The organism is Mycobacterium sp., from assembly GCF_035697385.1.
Taxonomy (GTDB): domain Bacteria; phylum Actinomycetota; class Actinomycetes; order Mycobacteriales; family Mycobacteriaceae; genus Mycobacterium.
This window is the reverse complement of the sequence record NZ_DASSCY010000057.1, coordinates 1-18,177: the sequence shown is the minus strand read 5'-3', so window position 1 is coordinate 18,177 and position 18,177 is coordinate 1. Positions and strand designations below refer to the sequence as shown.

Here is an 18,177-nt window from a genome sequence, read left to right as displayed (position 1 = left end):
CGGTGCTGGGCGGTGAGCCCGGCGCCGCCTCTTCTTTCTCAGAGGCCTCTTACGCCAGATAAGTAACGATTAAAACTTTTGACGCTTACGTAACACGTGATGTTCCTCACTCGAAACACCTGATAGCCGCAGCGTGAGTGCGCACAACTCCTCACTTGCGGGCCTTGTGTCAAACGGTCGGGGAAGGACCGCAGTGATGAATATCCGTAATGCAGTGATCAAGGGCCTGTTGGCCACCGCTATCTCCGGGACGCTCGCAGTCGTCCCGATGGCCCTGTCGACGGCCACCGCCAACGCCGACTCCGTGAACTGGGACGCCATCGCGCAGTGCGAGTCGGGTGGCAATTGGGCCACCAACACCGGCAACGGCCATTTCGGCGGACTTCAGTTCAAGCCGGCGACCTGGGCCTCCAACGGCGGTGTGGGCAACCCCGCAACCGCGTCGCGCGCCGAGCAGATCCGCGTGGCCGAGAACGTCCTGCGCACCCAGGGCATCAAGGCCTGGCCCAAGTGCGGCCCCCGAGGCGCCACCCCCGCGGTCTGGACCAACGCCGGTGTGCCGGCCGCTCCCGCCGCCCCGGCCACGGCCGGCGGATGCGCCGCTATGCCCACCAGTGGCTTGCTCGGCTTCATCAACCCCCGGCAGATGTGCACCGCACTGCTCAACCCGCTGGGTACGTTCGCGGCGCCACGCTGAACTCGTTGCCCTGCGGGTCGATGAGCGCGCCATCCGGCGACCGCCGGACGCCAAGCTCCGAGGGGTCGGCCCGCAGGGTCCATTGCCAGCGATTGGGCACCACGCGCTCGTCGTTGCCGTCCGCTCTTCGCGCAAGCGGCTCATCGACAACGCGGACGAACTTCCAGATCAACCCCTCCCAGCCGGCGCAGCCGTACAGCCAGCGCGGCGTGCCGTCCGGCCCATCGCGGACCTCCGCACCGACCAGGCCGGCCCACCACGCCGCGAGTTCCTCCGGCTTGTCGCTGTCCGTGCACACGGCGAACACCCGGGCAGGCGGTCGATCGTCGGCTGCAGGGTCGGCGAACGCACAGAACTCATTGCCCTCGATATCGGCGAGGGTCACCCGTTGGGCGTGCCGAGCCAGCACCCGCGCGCCGAGATCCAGCAGCGGCGCGATGTCGCGCGCGTAGACGTCCAGATGCACCCGGTTCTTCACCGTCTTCGGGCGCTGTTCCTGACGAAACGACACAAGCGCCCGCTGTGCGGGCACGCCCAGCGCCGCAGCCCAGAATGATTCGACGGCCACCGGGTCGACGGCTTCGACGAGGAGAGGGCCTAGTCGCACGGTCATGCCGGCTCGACGTCGCGCTCGGTCGGCATGGCGAAGGCCGACCGCGACGCCACGGTCGCCAGATGCCGGGATACCAGCGCTTCGGGCCCCAGCACCGAAGCCCGCATGGCCAGTGCGCTGAGAAACGCCGGCCGCAGGTTCACGATCCGTCCGATCAGTGCCGATTCGCGCACGAGCGAGAGCACCCTGGGCCTGCGAAACGCTGCGAACCGTGCGAATGCCGTCGCAAGGTTGCTATCTGCGTCGAGGAACCTGGCCAGGATCGCGGCGTCCTCCAGCCCCTGACAGCCGCCCTGGCCGAGGTGCGGTCGCATCGGGTGGGCCGCGTCGCCGACGACGACTATCGGGCCACGCGACCAGTGGCGTGCCTGGTCGCGGTCGTAGAGATCGTTGTGCAGGACGTCTTCGGGGTCGGTCGCGGCCAGCACGGCCGGGATGGGGTCGGCCCACGAGGCGAATCGGGACTTCAGGTAGGTCAGCTCGCCTTGCGGGGCGACCCTGCCCTCGGGCACGCGTTCGGTGGCGAACCAGTAGGTGCGGTCCGGCCCGAGGGGGACATGGCCGAACTCGATGCACGGCCCCATCACCTCGCCAGCGACGTCGGGGTCCAGGCTGTAGTCGGCCACCCCGCGCCACGCGGTGTAGCCGACGTATCGGTCGGTCAGCGCTCCGTTGAGGTGACGAGCCACGACCGAACGCGTGCCGTCGGCGCCGACGACACTGTCGGCCTCCAGCGTCGACGAGTCCGACAGCCTCACGCGGATGCCGTCGGCGGTGGCTGTGAGTTCGCGTGCGGACAGGCCGCGATGAATAGTGCCTTCGGCGACCGCGTCGGCCAACACTCTGGTCAGCTCTGACCGGCGAATCACCACCAGCGGCTCGCCGAGCGCCTTGACCAACCGCTCGTGCGCTGGATGGCGCAGCCAGGCGCCGTCGCGCCAGCGCAGCGCGCCCGCGGTCACCCTGCCGCCGGCATCGCGGACCGCGTCGCCGAGGCCGATCTCGTCCAGAGCGGCCAGCGCATTGGGCCAAATGCTGATGCCCGCACCGGACGAGGCGTCGGTGCGCTCCTCGATAACGGTGACATCGTGGCCGCGGCGCTGCAGCGCGACGGCCGTCGCAAGGCCCGTGATGCCCGCCCCGATCACCAGGATCTGCCGCGCCATCCGTCGAAGGTAGCGCGACGGCGGCGGATTACAGGTCGAAGATCAACAGCGTGCTGGTCGCGGTCGCGACGGCAGCACCGCTGCGGTCGGTCACCACACCTTCGGCGAAGCCGACGCGCGAGCCGGACTTCACCACCGTGCCGGTGGCAGTGAGCAGACCGCTGGACAGCCTTACGGCTTTCAAGTAATTCACCTTGATCTCGACCGACGTATAGCCCTTACCTTGCGGCAGTGTGCTGTGGACGGCGCATCCGGTCACGGAATCCAGCAGTGTGCAGACGAGCCCGCCATGAATCGCACCGATCGGGTTGTACGCGGATTCGTCGGGCTGGCAAGTGAATACGACACGTCCCGGCTCGGCGGAAATTACGCCGAACTGAAGGAGCCCGGAAATCGGCGCAGGCGATAACTCGCCGTCGATGATCGCCCGCAGATAGTCGATGCCCGCCATCGTGAGGCCCTTGGCAGTGCTGGGCGCGGGGTCGTGCCACGTCACGGTGCGTGAGCGCGGCGCGCCCCAGTCGGCACGGGGGGTGTCGGCTAGTTCTGCGGTCATCGTGATTCCTTGAGCTCAGTGATAGGTGGGTATTTGCGTTGCCGATCGGGGTCGTCGGGCATGACGGCGTTGGCCTTGCCCCATGTCAACAGGGCATCGAGGACCGGAATGAGCGCCTCACCGGATTGCGTGAGCCGGTACTCGTAACGCAGGGGAGCGCTTTGGTATTGCGAGCGAACCACGACGCCCGCGCTCTCCAGCGCCTTCAACCGGGCCGCGATCCGGTCACGGGGTGCGCCGGTTCCCCGGACGATATCGCTGAAGTGAGTGGCTCCGAGCACGATCTCTCGAACGACGAGCAGCGACCACCGCTCACCGACGAGTTCCAGCGCCGCGGCGATCGGGCAGGGCCGCCCTGGCAGTTCTGCCAACGGCGCGACGGACGCGGAAGTCATGACGTCAGCCTGCCAGTTGTGAGTTTGAAAATCAAACTCACAACTCAGACTCGCTTGCGGCGTGTGCTACCAAGGGGACATGCCGACACCGTTCGATGACCTCGACGCCTACTTCGCGCTGCCGCGGGTTTCCGGCCTTGCAGTCTCGCCCGACGGGTCGCGGGTGGTGACGACCGTCGCCGAGCTCAACGACAAGCGCACCGAATACCTCAGCGCCATTTGGGAACTCGACCCTGCGGGCCGAATGCCCGCGCGCCGGTTGACCCGCGGCGCCAAAGGAGAGTCGTCGCCGGCCTTTACCGCCGCCGGCGATCTGTTGTTCGTCGCGTCCAGGCCGACCGAGGACGACGACAAGCCCCCCGCCTCCTTATGGCGGTTACCGGTCGCGGGAGGTGAGGCGGTCGAGGAGCTGGCGCTGCCCGGCGGTATCGCGGGTGTACGCACCGCACGCGCCACCCCGACGACGGTCGTTGTGGCCAAACTGCTGCGATCAGCATCCGATGTCGACGACGACAAGCGCCTGCGGACACTGCGCAAGGACAACAAGATCTCGGCGGTGCTGCACACCGGCTATCCGGTTCGGCACTGGGATCACGACCTTGGCCCGGATCAACCGCATCTGCTCGACACCGCTGGGCCGCGGGATCTGACGCCGCAACCCGGTGACGCGTTGCGCGACGCGGACTTCGATGTGAGTCCCGACGGCTCCTTCGTCGTCACGACGTGGCATGTGCCCGCCCCGGGTGCGGCCATCCGCAGCATCCTGGTCCGTATCGACATGGCCACCCGCGAATGGACCACCATCGCCGACGATGCCGACGCCGACCTCGCGATTCCGGCGATCTCACCTGATGGCACGTCGGTCGCATTCACTCGCGAAACGTTCTCCACGCCCGAGAAGGCACCGCGAATCACGCTGTGCCACATGAAATTCGGTAAACTATTTTCCGAACTGGCAGTCGAAGGGGACCGCTGGCCCACGTCCGTGTCCTGGTCATCTGACGGCTCGGCCCTGATCGTCACCGCCGACGACAACGGACGTGGTCCGGTCTTCGCGGTCGCCCCCGACAGCGGGGCGGTATCTCGGCTCACCGATGACGACTACACCTACTCCGACGTGCGTCCGGCGCCGGGCGGAGTCATCTTCGCAATGCGCAGTTCCTACGCCTCACCGCCCCAACCGGTGCGCATCGATCCCGATGGCACGGTTGCGGTGCTGCCCTGTGTGGAGGCGCCACAGCTGCCCGGCGCCCTGACCGAGGTGACCGCGACGGCCGACGACGGTCAGCCGGTCCGGTCCTGGCTGGCGCTGCCGGCAGGCAGTGAACCGGCACCGCTGGTCTTGTGGGTGCATGGCGGACCGCTGGCCAGCTGGAATACCTGGCACTGGCGGTGGAATCCGTGGCTGCTCGTCGCGCAGGGCTACGCCGTCTTGATGCCGGATCCGGCGCTTTCCACCGGCTACGGGCAGGACTTCATTCAGCGTGGTTGGGGCGCATGGGGTTTCGCACCGTACACCGACCTCATCGCGGCCACCGATGCGGCGTGCGCCCATCCGCGGGTCGACGAGACGCGGACGGCCGCGATGGGCGGTTCGTTCGGCGGTTACATGGCGAACTGGATCGCCGGGCACACCGATCGGTTCGACGCGATCGTCACCCACGCCAGCTTGTGGGCGCTTGACCAGTTCGGAGCCACCACTGACGGCGCGTACTGGTGGGCGCGCGAGATGACTCCGGAGATGGCCGAACAGAACTCCCCGCATCGGTTCGTCGAGCAGATCCGCACACCGATGTTGGTCATCCACGGCGACAAGGACTATCGCGTGCCGATCGGGGAGGCGCTGCGGCTGTGGTACGAGCTGCTGAGCGAGTCCGGACTGCCCGCGGCCGATGACGGCAGCAGCCCCCATCAGTTTCTCTACTTTCCGTCGGAGAACCACTGGGTGCTCAGTCCTGCGCACGCCAAGATCTGGTACCAGGTGGTGACCGCATTTCTGGCACGCCACGTGCTCGGTCAGGACGTCGAACTGCCTGAGGAGCTGGGGTAGCGTCGCCGATATGGGCTCACCAGAGCGTGAATTCGACACCGTCCTCTACGGCGCGACCGGTTTCGTCGGCAAGCTGACCGCCGAATACCTGGCCAAGGCGGCCGGCGATGCCCGCATCGCGCTCGCCGGCCGGTCCCAAGACAAGCTGCAAGCCGTGCGCGAGACGTTGGGGGAGACCGCACAGTCCTGGCCGCTGATCACGGCCGACGCCTCGCAGCCGTCGACATTGAACGCGATGGCGGCCCGTACCCAGGTCGTGGTGACGACCGTCGGCCCGTATTTGCGGTACGGGTTGCCGCTGGTGGCTGCGTGCGCTGCGGCCGGAACCGACTACGCCGACCTCACGGGCGAATCGCTATTCGTCCGCGAGAGCATCGACCTGTACCACAAACAGGCCATCGACACCGGCGCGCGCATTGTGCATTCGTGTGGATTCGATTCCATCCCTTCGGATCTCACCGTTTACGCGCTACACCGGCGTGCCGAGGAAGACCAAGCCGGCGAACTCGGCGACACCAACCTGGTGGTTCGGTCCTTCGCAGGTGGAGTATCCGGCGGCACCGTCGCCTCGATGTTGGAGCTCATGCGGCTGGCATCCACCGACCCCGAGGCGCGCCGGCTGATGAACGATCCGTACACGCTGACCCCCGACCGCGGCGCGGAGCCCGAACTCGGCGCACAACCCGATCTGCGGTGGCGTCGGGGGCGCGACATCGCACCCGAACTCGACGGGTACTGGGTCGGCGCATTCGTGATGGCCGCCGCTAACACCCGAATTGTCCGGCGTAGCAACGCATTACTCAACTATGGTTACGGGCGTCGGTTCGAGTACGCCGAACAAATGAGCCTCGGCCGCTCGATCGTCGCACCGGTGGCGGCGGCGATGGCTACCGGCGGCAACGCTGCGACGATGGCTCTAGGCAGCCGCTACTTCGACCGGCTGCCCTCGAAGCTCGTCGAACGGATCGCACCGAAACCGGGCACCGGCCCCAGCGCGCGGGCCCGCGAACAAGGCCATTACACGGTCGAGACCTACACCACCACAACAACCGGGGCCCGGTATCGAGCCACCATGTCGCAGAAGGGCGATCCCGGTTACAAGGCGACGTCGGTGCTGCTCGGCGAGAGCGGCTTGGCGCTGGCGCTCGACCGCGACCGGCTCTCGGGCCTGCGCGGAGTGCTGACACCCGCAGCGGCGATGGGTGACGCGTTGCTCGCCCGATTCCCTGCTGCCGGTGTGTCACTGGAGACGTCGCGCCTGAATTAATCGGGCGTACCCGAACACCTGCTTACCAAGATCAACTGGACTAGTGTCGTCACCGCGGTTGTGCAACATCCCAGCAACGAAGGTGGACATGCCATGGCTGGTCTCGACGAGCTGTTCAATCAGATTCCTGTTAAAGACATTGCGAGCAAGGTCGGCGCAGATGAAGGCGAGGTGAACAACGCGATCCGCACGCTGGTACCTGCGCTCGTCGGCGGGCTCGCAGAGAACGTCCAGGCCAACGAGATCGACTCGAGCGAACTCGAGTCCGCCGTCGCCCAGCAAGGCGCCAGCGGTTTGCTCGATGGCGGAGTCAGCGTCGACCAGATCGATGCGAAACAGGGCGATCAGCACGTCGCGCGTATCTTCGGCGGCAACGACAGCAACGCAGTCGCGTCGGCGTTGGCGGGAACCGGCGCCGGTAGTGGCGATCTGATCAAGAAACTGCTGCCGATCCTGGCGCCCATCGTGCTGGCGTACATCGGCAAGCAGCTCTCCCAGAAGAGCGCGGCCCCGGCCGAGACACAAGCCCAGCAGGCACCTGCTGGCGGTGGCGGCCTCGGCGATGTGCTCGGCAGCATCTTGGGCGGCGCGGGTGGCGGCGGCGGCAACAACCCGCTCGGCAGCATCCTCGGTAGCGTGCTCGGCGGCGGCGGCGGAGGCCAGAACAATCCGATCGGCGACATCCTTGGCGGGCTGCTCGGCGGCAAGAAGTAGCCACCGAGCCTGAGCCAAGGAAGACCGTCCCGGCGGGCAGATCACCGCACTTCATAGAATGGCGCGGTGACCGCCAGCCCTGCACCCGACGCCCTGCCCAAGTCCTGGGACCCGGGCGCAGTGGAGGCGCAGCTCTACGAGGGCTGGGTCAACGCCGGCTACTTCAAGGCGGACGCGTCCAGCGGCAAGCCTGGTTACTCGATTGTGCTGCCACCGCCCAATGTGACCGGCAGCCTGCACATGGGTCACGCGCTCGACCACACGCTGATGGACGCGCTGACCCGGCGCAGGCGCATGCAGGGCTACGAGGTGCTCTGGCTGCCCGGTATGGATCACGCGGGGATCGCCACCCAGACCGTGGTGGAAAAGCAGCTCGCCGTTGACGGCAAGACGAAAGAAGACTTCGGCCGCGAGCTGTTCATAGACAAGGTGTGGGACTGGAAGCACGAATCCGGCGGCACCATCGCCGGTCAGATGCGCCGCCTCGGCGACGGCGTTGACTGGAGCCGCGACCGGTTCACCATGGACGACGGCCTGTCCCGCGCGGTCCGGACCATCTTCAAGCGGCTCTTCGACGCGGGCTTGATCTACCGTGCCGAGCGGCTGGTCAACTGGTCACCGGTGCTGCAGACCGCGGTCTCCGACCTCGAGGTCAAGTATGAAGACGTCGAGGGCGAGCTGGTGTCGTTCCGCTACGGCTCGCTGCGCGACGACGAACCGCACATCGTGGTCGCCACCACGCGTGTCGAGACGATGCTTGGTGACACCGCGATCGCGGTGCATCCCGACGACGATCGCTACCGTGATCTCGTCGGCAAGTCGCTGCCCCATCCGTTCCTCGACCGTCAGATTGTCATCGTGGCCGACGAGCACGTCGACCCCGAATTCGGCACGGGGGCAGTCAAGGTCACGCCAGCGCATGATCCGAATGACTTCGAGATCGGCCTTCGGCACAGTCTGCCTATGCCGTCGATGCTCGACACCAAGGCCCGGATCATCGACACGGGAACAGTTTTCGACGGCCTCGACCGCTTCGAGGCGCGGGTCAAGGTGCGTGAGGCGCTGGCCGAGCAGGGCCGCATCGTCGAGGAGAAGCGACCGTACCTGCACAGCGTCGGCCATTCCGAGCGCAGCGGTGAGGTCATCGAACCGCGGCTGTCGCTGCAGTGGTGGGTCAAGGTCGAGTCGCTGGCCAAGGCCGCCGGTGACGCTGTCCGTAACGGCGACACCGTGATTCACCCGCCGAGCCTGGAGCCGCGCTGGTTCGACTGGGTCGACAATATGCACGACTGGTGCATTTCCCGCCAGCTGTGGTGGGGCCACCGCATCCCGATTTGGCACGGCCCTGGCGGCGAGACGGTCTGCGTCGGTCCCGACGAAACCCCGCCGGAGGGCTGGGAGCAGGACCCCGACGTGCTGGACACCTGGTTCTCGTCGGCGCTGTGGCCGTTCTCGACCATGGGCTGGCCGGACCACACTGCCGAACTGGCGAAGTTCTATCCGACCACGGTGCTGGTGACCGGTTACGACATCCTGTTCTTCTGGGTGGCCCGGATGATGATGTTCGGCACATTCGTTGCCGACGATCCCGCGATCACCGCCGATGGGCAGCGTGAAGCGCCGGTGCCGTTCCGGAATGTCTTCCTGCACGGGCTGATTCGCGACGAGTTCGGCCGCAAGATGAGCAAGTCGCGGGGCAACGGCGTCGACCCGCTTGACTGGGTGGAGCAGTTCGGCGCCGACGCGCTGCGGTTCACACTGGCCCGCGGGGCAAGCCCCGGTGGCGACCTGTCGATCGGCGAGGACCATGCCCGCGCGTCGCGCAACTTCGCCACCAAGTTGTTCAACGCCACCCGGTTCGCGCTGATGAACGGGGCCAGCCCGGCGCCTCTGCCCGACGCCGCTGAGCTGACCGATGCCGATCGATGGATCCTCGGCCGGCTCGAAGAGGTGCGGGCCGAGGTGGATTCGGCGTTCGACAGCTATGAGTTCAGCCGCGCGTGCGAGGCGCTGTACCACTTCGCATGGGATGAGTTCTGCGACTGGTACGTCGAGCTAGCGAAAGTGCAACTGGCTCAGGGACTGTCGGGCACGACTGCAGTACTGGCCACTGTGCTGGACACGCTACTCAAGCTGCTGCATCCGGTGATGCCGTTCGTCACCGAGGTGCTGTGGAAGCAGTTGACCGGTGGCGCGTCACTGGTGATCGCCGACTGGCCGCAATCGTCCGGATTCGCGCTGGATTCGGTTGCCGCGCAACGCATCGCGGATATGCAAAAGTTGATCACGGAGATCCGGCGGTTCCGCAGCGACCAGGGACTTGCCGACCGGCAGAAGGTGCCTGCGCGACTGTCCGACACCGCGAAAGCCGACGTCGACGGTCAGATCCCTGCGGTCACATCGCTGGCGTGGCTGACCGACGCCGGGAACGGCTTCACGCCGTCGGCTGCGGTCGAGGTTCGGCTGAGCCAGGCCACGGTGGTGGTCGAGCTCGACACGTCGGGCACCGTCGACGTCGCGGCCGAGCGCCGCAGGCTGGAGAAGGACCTCGCCGCGGCGGAGAAGGAATTGGCGGGCACCGCAGGCAAGCTCGGCAACGAGGCCTTTCTGGCCAAGGCTCCAGCGGATGTGGTCGAGAAGATTCGCGCCCGCCAACAGGTGGCCCGCGAAGAGGTCGACCGGATCACGTCCCGCCTGGCCGGCCTCCGATGACTGAGCCCGAGCCGTTCGACGGGCGACTTGCCGACGAGGTCCCGACACCAGACGAGATCGCCGCACTGCTCCAGGTCGAGCACCTGCTGGACCAGCGCTGGCCGGAAACCAAGATCGAGCCCAGCACCGCGAGGATCTCTGCGCTGATGGAGCTGCTCGGCTCGCCGCAGCGCGGCTACCCGTCGATTCACATCGCAGGCACCAACGGCAAGACGTCGGTGGCACGGATGGTCGACGCCCTGCTGACCGCGCTGCATCGCCGCACCGGCCGCACCACCAGCCCGCACCTGCAGTCCGCGGTGGAGCGCATCTCGATCGACGGAAAGCCCATCAGCCCAGCGCAGTACGTCGCGACCTATCGCGAGGTTGAACCGTTCGTGCAGCTGGTCGATCAGCAGTCACAGGCTGGGCTTTTCGGGGGGGAGGGCCCGCGTTTGAGCAAGTTCGAAGTCGTCACCGCGATGGCCTTCGCCGCGTTCGCGGATGCGCCCGTCGACATCGCGGTCGTCGAGGTTGGTCTGGGCGGACGGTGGGACGCCACCAATATCGTCAACGCGCCCGTCGCCGTCATCACACCGATCGGCGTAGACCATGCTGATTACCTCGGCGACACCATTGCCGAGATCGCCGCCGAGAAGGCGGGCATCATCACGAAACAGGACGACGACCTCGTGCCGACCGACACCGTGGCGGTGATCGGGCGACAGACGCCGGAGGCCATGGAAGTCCTCCTGGCGCAAGCAGTTACGGCCGACGCTGCCGTCGCCCGCCAGGATTCGGAGTTCGCGGTGCTCGGCAGGCAGGTCGCCGTCGGTGGTCAGCTGCTCGAATTGCAGGGCCTCGGCGGGGTGTACTCCGAAATCTTCCTGCCGCTGCACGGCGAGCATCAGGCCCACAACGCCGCACTCGCCCTTGCCGCTGTCGAGGCCTTCTTCGGCGCAGGTGCGCAGCGACAACTCGACATCGACGCGGTGCGCGCCGGCTTCGCGGCCGTCACCAGCCCCGGCCGACTGGAACGGTTACGCAGCGCCCCAACCGTATTCATCGACGCCGCGCACAACCCCGCAGGCGCCGCTGCGCTGGCGCAGTCCCTGCAGGAGGAATTCGACTTCCGCACTCTCGTCGGCGTCGTCTCGGTGATGGCCGACAAGGACGTCGACGGCATCCTTGCCGCACTGGAGCCGGCCTTCGACCAAATCGTGGTGACGCACAACGGCTCGCCGCGTGCGCTTGAGGTCGACGCGCTGGCACTGCGCGCCGAGGAGCGGTTCGGCCCGGAGCGGGTGATCACCGCGTCCACGCTGCCCGACGCCATCGAGACGGCTACGGCGCTGGTCGAGGAATCCGGTGGCGGGGAGGGTCTCGGCGGCAGCGGCATGGTGATCACCGGCTCGGTCGTCACCGCGGGGGCGGCGCGAACGCTGTTCGGAAGGGATCCGGCATGACGGAGGAGCCGCAGCGCGATGACGCAGGCCAGGCGGCTCGGGATCCATGGAAGAGCTTCCGCGGCGTCATGGCCGGCACGCTGATCCTGGAGGCCATCGTCGTACTGCTGGCCCTGCCGGTGGTCGCGCGCGCCGACGGCGGCGGCCTGACCGCGGGCAGCGGCGGTTACCTCATCGGGTTCGCGGTCGTGCTTGTGCTGCTGGCCGGTGTGCAGGGCAGACCGTGGGCGATCTGGGTGAACCTCGCGATCCAGCTGGTGCTGATCGCGGGCGTCGTCGTGCACGGTGCGATCGGCTTCATCGGCGTTGTCTTCCTCGGGGTGTGGGCGTTCATCGCCTACCTGCGTGCCGAGGTGCTGCGCCGGCAGAAACGCGGACTCCTGCCGGGGCAGCAGCCTCCTCCCGACTAGGCGGTGCGGCGACGGCGGCCGAGCACGACTCCCAGCACGAGCATCGCGACGGCCAGCACCAGGTGCAGCCAGTTGTCGGCTGCGTTGACCGGTACGAAGTTGGCCGGGCTTTCGTGGTCGATCACCAGACCGAACAGCGTCAACACCAGATAGATCGCACCGGAGCCGAGCAAGAACCCGCGCGCGCCGCTGAACGTGCGCGCCAGCGCAAGGCCGGCGACGCCGAATGCCAGGTGGACGACGTTGTGCAGCACCGAAACCTCAAACAGCCCAAGCAGTTTCGCGCCGGAGTGGTGACCGGCGAAGCTGAGCATGTCGAAGTTGGTCGTGATGCCGGGAATGAAGCCCAGCAGGCCGGTGAGCAGGAACGCTGCGCCGACTACAAGCGCCGCTATCTGCACCGGAGCCCAGCGGGTCGAGGTCGCTCCTCCGGATTGTTGTGTCGCCATCGTTTCGCCTTTCTCATGTGACGCCGACATCGGACAAACCCGGCCGGCCATCCACCATTCGTTGCCGCTGCGCTCGTGGATGGGTTGAACCCCGCTAGGCTGTCGGCCGTGACTGAGCGGACCCTCGTGTTGATCAAGCCCGACGGCGTTAAGCGACGTCTAGTTGGGGAAATCCTGCGCAGAATCGAAAGCAAGGGCCTGACCTTTGCGGCCCTCGAACTCAAGGACGTCAGCGACGACCTTGCCCGCCGGCACTACGCCGAACACGAGGGCAAGCCGTTCTTCCCGTCCCTGCTGGAGTTCATTACCTCGGGGCCTGTCGTGGCAGCCATTGTGGAAGGCCCGCGCGCTGTTGCCGCGTTTCGCCAGATCGCGGGTGCGACCGATCCCGTCGAGAAGGCCACGCCCGGCACCATCCGCGGTGACCTGGCACTTGTCACTCAGGACAACCTCGTTCACGGCTCGGATTCGCCCGAGTCGGCCGCCCGCGAGATCGAGCTCTGGTTCCCCGGCGCTTAGCCAGCTTCCGCAGCCTGGTCGGGTTGGCGTGCGTGATGTGGGATACTAGAGCCGGGTAGCCGGCCGTATACCAGGGTCGGTCGCCCGAATGAAGACTTCGACGAGCGCGACCATCGCCAACCGCGGTGCGGCGCCGACCGTCCAGCCATCATTCAGACAGGCACCGAGATGGTTCCAATAGTGGGCCGCTCGGGGCGAGACCATGACAAGCCCGGGTGCGTTTGCCCGGGTCCATAGCGGAAGCCCTCGCGTGGCCGCGTCTAAGCACGACGCGCCCGGGGGCTTAGAGGAGACTACGTGGCCGAGGATGCCCCAACCGAAGACCTATCAGCAGAGACACAGGGCGAACAGGAAGCGGCCGCCGGCGGCGGAGAACCGCAGCCGGAGAAGCTGAGGGTCCATTCGCTAGCGCGAGTGCTGGGCACCACCAGCAAGCGCGTGCTCGATGCGCTGGCCGAACTCGATGGCCGGGCGCGTAGCGCGCACTCCACCGTCGACCAGGACGAAGCCGAGCGCGTGCGTGAAGCGCTGGCCGCCCCTGACGATTCGACTTCTGACGATTCGGGTCCCGACGCGCCCGGCGATTCCGTCGATGCGGGCGCCGACGTTTCGAGTCCCGACCCTGACGGCGCCGGCGACGAGCCGGAGTCGCGACTGATCCTCGAACCCGCCCCGCAGACGGCGCCGCCCGCCTACCTGCCGCTTTTCATGGCGCCGCAACCTGTCGAAATCCACGTGGTCGCAGACGACGAGGACGACGACAGCGATGACAGCGACGACGGAGAAGAGGACTCGGACGAGGAGCAGGCCGAGCGTCCCGCTGCCCGGCGTCGTCGCCGTGGGCGTCGCGGACGTGGTCGTGGACGTGGCGAGCAGAACGGTGACGACGGCGATGCCGACTCCGATGCCGAGGGCGACGATCAGGATTCTGACGACGAGTCCGACGAATCGGACGAAGACTCCGGTGACGACGACAGCGCAGGCGCAGACGGCGGCACCCGCCGTCGCCGCCGTCGTCGTCGCCGCAAGTCCGGCTCCGGTGACGACAACGCCGCCGGTCTGGCCCCAGACGATCCGCCCAACACCGTCGTCCATGAGCGCGCGCCGCGCAGCAACAAGGACAAAGATAAGGACAACGGCAACGGCGAGATCCAGGGCATCAGCGGATCGACCCGGCTGGAAGCCAAGAGGCAACGCCGTCGCGATGGCCGCGATGCGGGCCGTCGCCGTCCGCCCATTCTGAGCGAGGCCGAATTCCTGGCCCGACGCGAGGCCGTCGAGCGCACGATGATCGTGCGCGACAAGGTCCGCAGCGAGCCGCCGCACGAAGGTGCCCGCTACACGCAGATCGCGGTGATGGAAGACGGCGTCGTCGTCGAGCATTTCGTCACGTCGGCGGCCCAGACGTCGCTGGTCGGCAACATCTACCTCGGCATCGTGCAGAACGTGCTGCCGTCGATGGAGGCGGCGTTCGTCGACATCGGCCGTGGCCGCAACGGCGTGCTCTACGCCGGCGAGGTGAACTGGGAGGCCGCAGGCCTCGGCGGCGCGCAGCGCAAGATCGAGCAGGCGCTCAAGCCCGGCGACTATGTCGTGGTCCAGGTCAGCAAGGACCCGGTCGGGCACAAGGGCGCGAGATTGACCACCCAGGTGTCGCTGGCCGGCCGTTATTTGGTCTACGTGCCCGGTGCGTCGTCGACGGGCATCAGCCGCAAGCTGCCCGACACCGAACGGCAGCGGCTAAAGGAGATCCTTCGCGAGGTCGTCCCGTCGGACGCCGGCGTGATCATCCGCACCGCCTCAGAGGGCGTCAAGGAAGAAGACATCCGCACCGACGTCAACCGGCTGCAGGAACGTTGGACGTCGATCGAGGCCAAGGCCGCCGAGACCAAGAAAAAGGCTGCGGGCGCGGCGGTCGCGCTGTACGAAGAGCCCGACGTGCTGGTGAAGGTCATTCGCGACCTGTTCAACGAGGACTTCTCCGGGTTGATCGTCGCGGGTGACGACGCATGGAACACCATCAACGAGTACGTGAGTTCTGTTGCCCCCGAGCTTCTTCCGCGGATGACGAAGTATGAGCCCGCTGCGGACGGACCGGACGTGTTTGCCGTGCACCGCATCGACGAGCAGCTGACCAAGGCCATGGACCGCAAGGTCTGGTTGCCGTCGGGCGGCACGCTGGTCATCGACCGCACCGAGGCCATGACGGTGGTCGACGTCAACACCGGCAAGTTCACCGGTTCTGGCGGCAACCTGGAACAGACCGTCACCAGGAACAACCTGGAGGCCGCCGAGGAGATCGTGCGTCAGCTGCGGCTGCGCGATATCGGCGGCATCGTGGTCATCGACTTCATCGACATGGTGCTGGAATCCAACAGGGATCTGGTGCTGCGCCGGCTGACCGAGGCGCTGGCCCGCGACCGCACCCGTCATCAGGTGTCGGAGGTGACGTCGCTGGGATTGGTGCAGCTCACCCGAAAGCGGTTGGGCACCGGACTGCTTGAGGCATTTTCGACTCCGTGTCCGCACTGCGCCGGGCGGGGCATCCTCTTACACGGCGATCCCGTCGATTCCACGTCGGCGACCTCTCGCAAGTCCGAGTCCGGTGGCAGGCGCGGTAAGCGCGGCAAGCGCGGCGGCAAGCCCGAGGACGTCGAGATTCCCAAGGTGCCTGAACATCCCGCGGGCGAACATCCGATGTTCAAGGCGATGGCCGCCGCCAACGGTCGCCACGAAGACGATGAGGAGGGCGAGGGCGAGGAGACGACGGCCGCAAAGGAAGTCGCAGAACTCGACCCCGAGACCATCCGCGAGGCCGTTGTCGATTCCGCCGACGAAGAACTCGAAGACGAGGACTTCGACGAATCGGATGAGGACTCAGACGAGGACGAGTCGGACGAGGACGAGATCGACCTCGACGCCGACGACGAAGACGACGACGAGATCGACGACGACATCGAGGTCATCGACGACGACTCCGAAAACGACGACTCCGAAGACGACGACTCCGAAGACGACGACTCGGATGAGGACTCGGATGAGGACGACTCCGACGACGACGATTCGGATGAGGACGAGTCGGACGAGGACGACGCCGCCGAGGACGTCGGCGAGCCGGCCTCGGTGCGTCCTCCGGCCGGCAGGCATCGCCGTCGAGCAGCCGCCCGACCTGCGGGACCGCCTGCACATGGGAGTTGAGCCGTGACCTGCGGTGATTTGACCCTGTAGACGCCCCTCACGTAACCTTGAGCAGTTGTCGCCAGGCCAGGCCGGCGGCAGTCGGAGAACCCAGACACGCGTAGCACCTGTAGCGCGCTGTCAAAGAAACGACGTAGGAGTGACAGCACGATGGCGACTTACGCAATCGTCAAGACCGGCGGCAAGCAGTACAAGGTCGCCGTCGGAGACGTGGTCAAGGTCGAGAAGCTCGACTCTGAGCCCGGAGCCAAGGTCTCGCTGCCCGTCGCCCTCGTCGTCGACGGCGCGAAGGTCACCAGCGACGCCAAGGCGCTGGAAAAGGTCGCGGTGACGGGCGAGGTGCTCGAGCACACCAAGGGCCCCAAGATCCGTATCCACAAGTTCAAGAACAAGACCGGCTATCACAAGCGGCAGGGACATCGTCAGCCGCTGACGGTCCTCAAGGTCACCGGCATCAAGTAGGAGGCGTTCGACATGGCACACAAAAAGGGCGCTTCCAGCTCTCGCAACGGTCGTGACTCCGCCGCGCAGCGGCTCGGCGTCAAGCGTTTCGGCGGTCAGATCGTCAAGGCCGGCGAGATCATCGTCCGGCAGCGCGGCACGCACTTCCACCCCGGCGTCAATGTCGGGCGCGGTGGCGACGACACCTTGTTCGCCAAGGCTCCTGGCTCCGTCGAGTTCGGCGTCAAGCGTGGCCGCAAGACGGTCAACATCGTCCGCGCCACGCGACCGGAGGCTTAACCTTCTGCCGCGAATGTGACGCTACTGCGAGTTCTCGGCTGAATTTCCGCAGTAGCTTCACACTCGTTGGTTAGTTAGGGAGTCCAATGCCTCGGTTTGTCGACCGCGTCGTGATCCACGCGCGGGCGGGCAACGGCGGTAACGGCTGCGCCTCGGTTCACCGCGAGAAGTTCAAACCGCTCGGCGGCCCCGATGGCGGCAACGGCGGTCGCGGCGGCAGCGTCGTCCTGGTCGTCGATCCGCAGGTCCACACGCTGCTCGATTTCCACTTTCATCCGCATGTCGTAGCCCCGTCGGGCAAGCAGGGCGCGGGAAGCAACCGCGACGGCGCTGCAGGCGCCGACCTCGAAGTCAAGGTTCCCGACGGCACCGTCGTGCTCGACGAGGACGGGCGCTTGCTCGCGGACCTGGTCGGCGCGGGTACTCGATTCGAAGCCGCCGCCGGCGGACGGGGCGGACTGGGCAACGCCGCACTCGCATCGCGGGCGCGCAGGGCGCCCGGTTTCGCGCTCCTCGGCGAGCAGGGTCAGGTCCGCGACCTCACGCTGGAACTCAAGACCGTGGCAGACGTCGGCTTGGTCGGGTTCCCGTCCGCTGGCAAGTCCTCGCTGGTGTCGGCCATTTCGGCGGCCAAGCCGAAGATCGCGGACTACCCATTCACTACGCTGGCGCCCAATCTGGGTGTGGTGTCGGCGGGGGAGCACACCTTCACCGTCGCCGATGTCCCCGGCCTGATCCCCGGCGCGTCGCAAGGCCGCGGGCTGGGCCTTGATTTTCTACGCCATATCGAGCGATGCGCCGTGCTGGTACACGTCGTCGATTGCGCGACGCTGGAGCCGGGCCGCGACCCGGTCTCCGACATCGAGGTGCTGGAAGCCGAGCTCGCCGCGTATACCCCGACGCTGCAAGGCGATTCGACGTTGGGTGACCTGGCGGATCGGCCCAGGGCGGTGGTGCTGAACAAGATCGACGTGCCTGAAGCGCGTGAGCTGGCGGAGTTCGTTCGCGACGAGGTCGCCCGGCGGTTCGGCTGGCCCGTGCACGAGGTGTCGACGGTTGCACGCGAAGGCTTGCGGCCGTTGACGTTCGCCCTCTGGGACATGGTGTCGGCGTACCGTGCGTCGCAGCCGGAGATCGTGCCGCGACGGCCGGTCATCCGCCCGATTCCGGTCGACGAGAGCGGTTTCACCGTCGAGGCCGACGGGCAGGGCGGATTCGTGGTTCGCGGGACACGGCCCGAACGCT

At 67.0% G+C, this 18,177-nt stretch carries 17 protein-coding genes; 12 read left to right on the top strand and 5 right to left on the bottom strand.

All coding sequences use genetic code 11. From position 1 onward, the window contains the following. Positions 1–196: 196 nt before the first annotated feature. A complete protein-coding gene (locus tag VFH65_RS05130; RefSeq protein WP_353320069.1) occupies positions 197–697 on the top strand; it encodes a transglycosylase family protein in 501 nt (166 codons plus the stop codon). Here VFH65_RS05130 and VFH65_RS05125 read toward each other — a convergent pair. The 4 genes from VFH65_RS05125 to VFH65_RS05110 are packed head-to-tail and all read right to left on the bottom strand — an operon-like array spanning position 663 to position 3,427. Next, the gene (locus VFH65_RS05125; protein ID WP_353320068.1) at positions 663–1,310 is read right to left on the bottom strand and encodes a VOC family protein; all 648 of its coding nucleotides are present in this window, start codon (positions 1,308–1,310) and stop codon (positions 663–665) included. The genes VFH65_RS05130 and VFH65_RS05125 overlap by 35 nt on opposite strands. Beyond that, positions 1,307–2,476, bottom strand: coding sequence for an FAD-dependent oxidoreductase (locus tag VFH65_RS05120; RefSeq protein WP_353320067.1), 1,170 nt, complete (start codon positions 2,474–2,476; stop codon positions 1,307–1,309). Before VFH65_RS05120 ends, VFH65_RS05125 begins: the two co-directional genes overlap by 4 nt. 28 nt (positions 2,477–2,504) lie before the next feature. Further along, positions 2,505–3,032, bottom strand: a complete 528-nt coding sequence (locus tag VFH65_RS05115; RefSeq protein ID WP_353320066.1) for a PaaI family thioesterase — start codon at positions 3,030–3,032, stop codon at positions 2,505–2,507. Beyond that, entirely contained in the window at positions 3,029–3,427 is a 399-nt protein-coding gene (locus VFH65_RS05110) for a winged helix-turn-helix transcriptional regulator (protein ID WP_353320065.1), read from the bottom strand. The genes VFH65_RS05115 and VFH65_RS05110 overlap by 4 nt, the downstream gene beginning before the upstream one ends. A gap of 79 nt (positions 3,428–3,506) precedes the next feature. Here VFH65_RS05110 and VFH65_RS05105 point away from each other — a divergent pair, with 79 nt between their 5' ends. The 6 genes from VFH65_RS05105 to VFH65_RS05080 all read left to right on the top strand — a co-directional run bounded on the left by VFH65_RS05105 (position 3,507) and on the right by VFH65_RS05080 (position 12,025). Continuing rightward, complete coding sequence (locus tag VFH65_RS05105) at positions 3,507–5,477, top strand: S9 family peptidase (protein ID WP_353320064.1); 1,971 nt, start codon at positions 3,507–3,509, stop codon at positions 5,475–5,477. Positions 5,478–5,487: 10 nt separating this feature from the next. Further along, complete coding sequence (locus VFH65_RS05100) at positions 5,488–6,744, top strand: saccharopine dehydrogenase family protein (RefSeq protein WP_353320063.1); 1,257 nt, start codon at positions 5,488–5,490, stop codon at positions 6,742–6,744. A 93-nt stretch (positions 6,745–6,837) separates the two neighbouring features. Next, positions 6,838–7,458, top strand: a complete 621-nt coding sequence (locus tag VFH65_RS05095; RefSeq protein ID WP_353320062.1) for a DUF937 domain-containing protein — start codon at positions 6,838–6,840, stop codon at positions 7,456–7,458. Between the two features lie 66 nt (positions 7,459–7,524). Beyond that, positions 7,525–10,170: a valine--tRNA ligase gene (locus tag VFH65_RS05090; protein ID WP_353320061.1), complete on the top strand. Its 2,646-nt coding sequence runs from the start codon at positions 7,525–7,527 to the stop codon at positions 10,168–10,170. Further along, entirely contained in the window at positions 10,167–11,615 is a 1,449-nt protein-coding gene (gene folC / locus VFH65_RS05085) for a bifunctional tetrahydrofolate synthase/dihydrofolate synthase (RefSeq protein ID WP_353320060.1), read from the top strand. The genes VFH65_RS05090 and folC overlap by 4 nt, the downstream gene beginning before the upstream one ends. Next, complete coding sequence (locus tag VFH65_RS05080) at positions 11,612–12,025, top strand: DUF4233 domain-containing protein (protein WP_353320059.1); 414 nt, start codon at positions 11,612–11,614, stop codon at positions 12,023–12,025. Before folC ends, VFH65_RS05080 begins: the two co-directional genes overlap by 4 nt. On the opposite strand, the gene VFH65_RS05075 is transcribed toward VFH65_RS05080, so the two are convergent. After that, positions 12,022–12,474 carry a DUF4383 domain-containing protein gene (locus tag VFH65_RS05075; protein ID WP_353320058.1) on the bottom strand — a complete coding sequence of 151 codons (453 nt, stop codon included), beginning with the start codon at positions 12,472–12,474 and terminating at the stop codon, positions 12,022–12,024. The genes VFH65_RS05080 and VFH65_RS05075 overlap by 4 nt on opposite strands. A 108-nt stretch (positions 12,475–12,582) precedes the next feature. Between VFH65_RS05075 and ndk the strand changes: the two genes are divergently transcribed. From ndk to obgE, 5 genes are all read left to right on the top strand, one after another. Continuing rightward, positions 12,583–12,993: a nucleoside-diphosphate kinase gene (ndk, locus tag VFH65_RS05070; protein ID WP_353320057.1), complete on the top strand. Its 411-nt coding sequence runs from the start codon at positions 12,583–12,585 to the stop codon at positions 12,991–12,993. 297 nt (positions 12,994–13,290) lie between these two features. Beyond that, the gene (locus VFH65_RS05065; RefSeq protein ID WP_353320056.1) at positions 13,291–16,191 is read left to right on the top strand and encodes a translation initiation factor IF-2 N-terminal domain-containing protein; all 2,901 of its coding nucleotides are present in this window, start codon (positions 13,291–13,293) and stop codon (positions 16,189–16,191) included. Between the two features lie 150 nt (positions 16,192–16,341). Continuing rightward, entirely contained in the window at positions 16,342–16,653 is a 312-nt protein-coding gene (gene rplU / locus VFH65_RS05060; RefSeq protein ID WP_353320055.1) for a 50S ribosomal protein L21, read from the top strand. Between the two features lie 12 nt (positions 16,654–16,665). Beyond that, complete coding sequence (rpmA, locus tag VFH65_RS05055) at positions 16,666–16,932, top strand: 50S ribosomal protein L27 (RefSeq protein ID WP_353320054.1); 267 nt, start codon at positions 16,666–16,668, stop codon at positions 16,930–16,932. Positions 16,933–17,018: 86 nt separating this feature from the next. Next, positions 17,019–18,177 (top strand): GTPase ObgE (obgE, locus tag VFH65_RS05050; protein ID WP_353320053.1); only part of this gene is annotated, 1,159 nt, incomplete at its 3' end.

What these genes read in the sequence shown, in the direction of transcription:
- rpmA (WP_353320054.1), top strand. Translation starts at nt 16,666, where the DNA reads ATGGCACACAAAAAGGGCGCTTCCAGCTCTCGCAACGGTCGTGACTCC.
- VFH65_RS05080 (WP_353320059.1), top strand. Translation starts at nt 11,612, where the DNA reads ATGACGGAGGAGCCGCAGCGCGATGACGCAGGCCAGGCGGCTCGGGAT.
- VFH65_RS05100 (WP_353320063.1), top strand. Translation starts at nt 5,488, where the DNA reads ATGGGCTCACCAGAGCGTGAATTCGACACCGTCCTCTACGGCGCGACC.
- VFH65_RS05110 (WP_353320065.1), bottom strand. Translation starts at nt 3,427, where the DNA reads ATGACTTCCGCGTCCGTCGCGCCGTTGGCAGAACTGCCAGGGCGGCCC.
- VFH65_RS05095 (WP_353320062.1), top strand. Translation starts at nt 6,838, where the DNA reads ATGGCTGGTCTCGACGAGCTGTTCAATCAGATTCCTGTTAAAGACATT.
- rplU (WP_353320055.1), top strand. Translation starts at nt 16,342, where the DNA reads ATGGCGACTTACGCAATCGTCAAGACCGGCGGCAAGCAGTACAAGGTC.
- VFH65_RS05125 (WP_353320068.1), bottom strand. Translation starts at nt 1,310, where the DNA reads ATGACCGTGCGACTAGGCCCTCTCCTCGTCGAAGCCGTCGACCCGGTG.
- VFH65_RS05130 (WP_353320069.1), top strand. Translation starts at nt 197, where the DNA reads ATGAATATCCGTAATGCAGTGATCAAGGGCCTGTTGGCCACCGCTATC.
- folC (WP_353320060.1), top strand. Translation starts at nt 10,167, where the DNA reads ATGACTGAGCCCGAGCCGTTCGACGGGCGACTTGCCGACGAGGTCCCG.
- VFH65_RS05120 (WP_353320067.1), bottom strand. Translation starts at nt 2,476, where the DNA reads ATGGCGCGGCAGATCCTGGTGATCGGGGCGGGCATCACGGGCCTTGCG.
- VFH65_RS05105 (WP_353320064.1), top strand. Translation starts at nt 3,507, where the DNA reads ATGCCGACACCGTTCGATGACCTCGACGCCTACTTCGCGCTGCCGCGG.
- VFH65_RS05075 (WP_353320058.1), bottom strand. Translation starts at nt 12,474, where the DNA reads ATGGCGACACAACAATCCGGAGGAGCGACCTCGACCCGCTGGGCTCCG.
- VFH65_RS05115 (WP_353320066.1), bottom strand. Translation starts at nt 3,032, where the DNA reads ATGACCGCAGAACTAGCCGACACCCCCCGTGCCGACTGGGGCGCGCCG.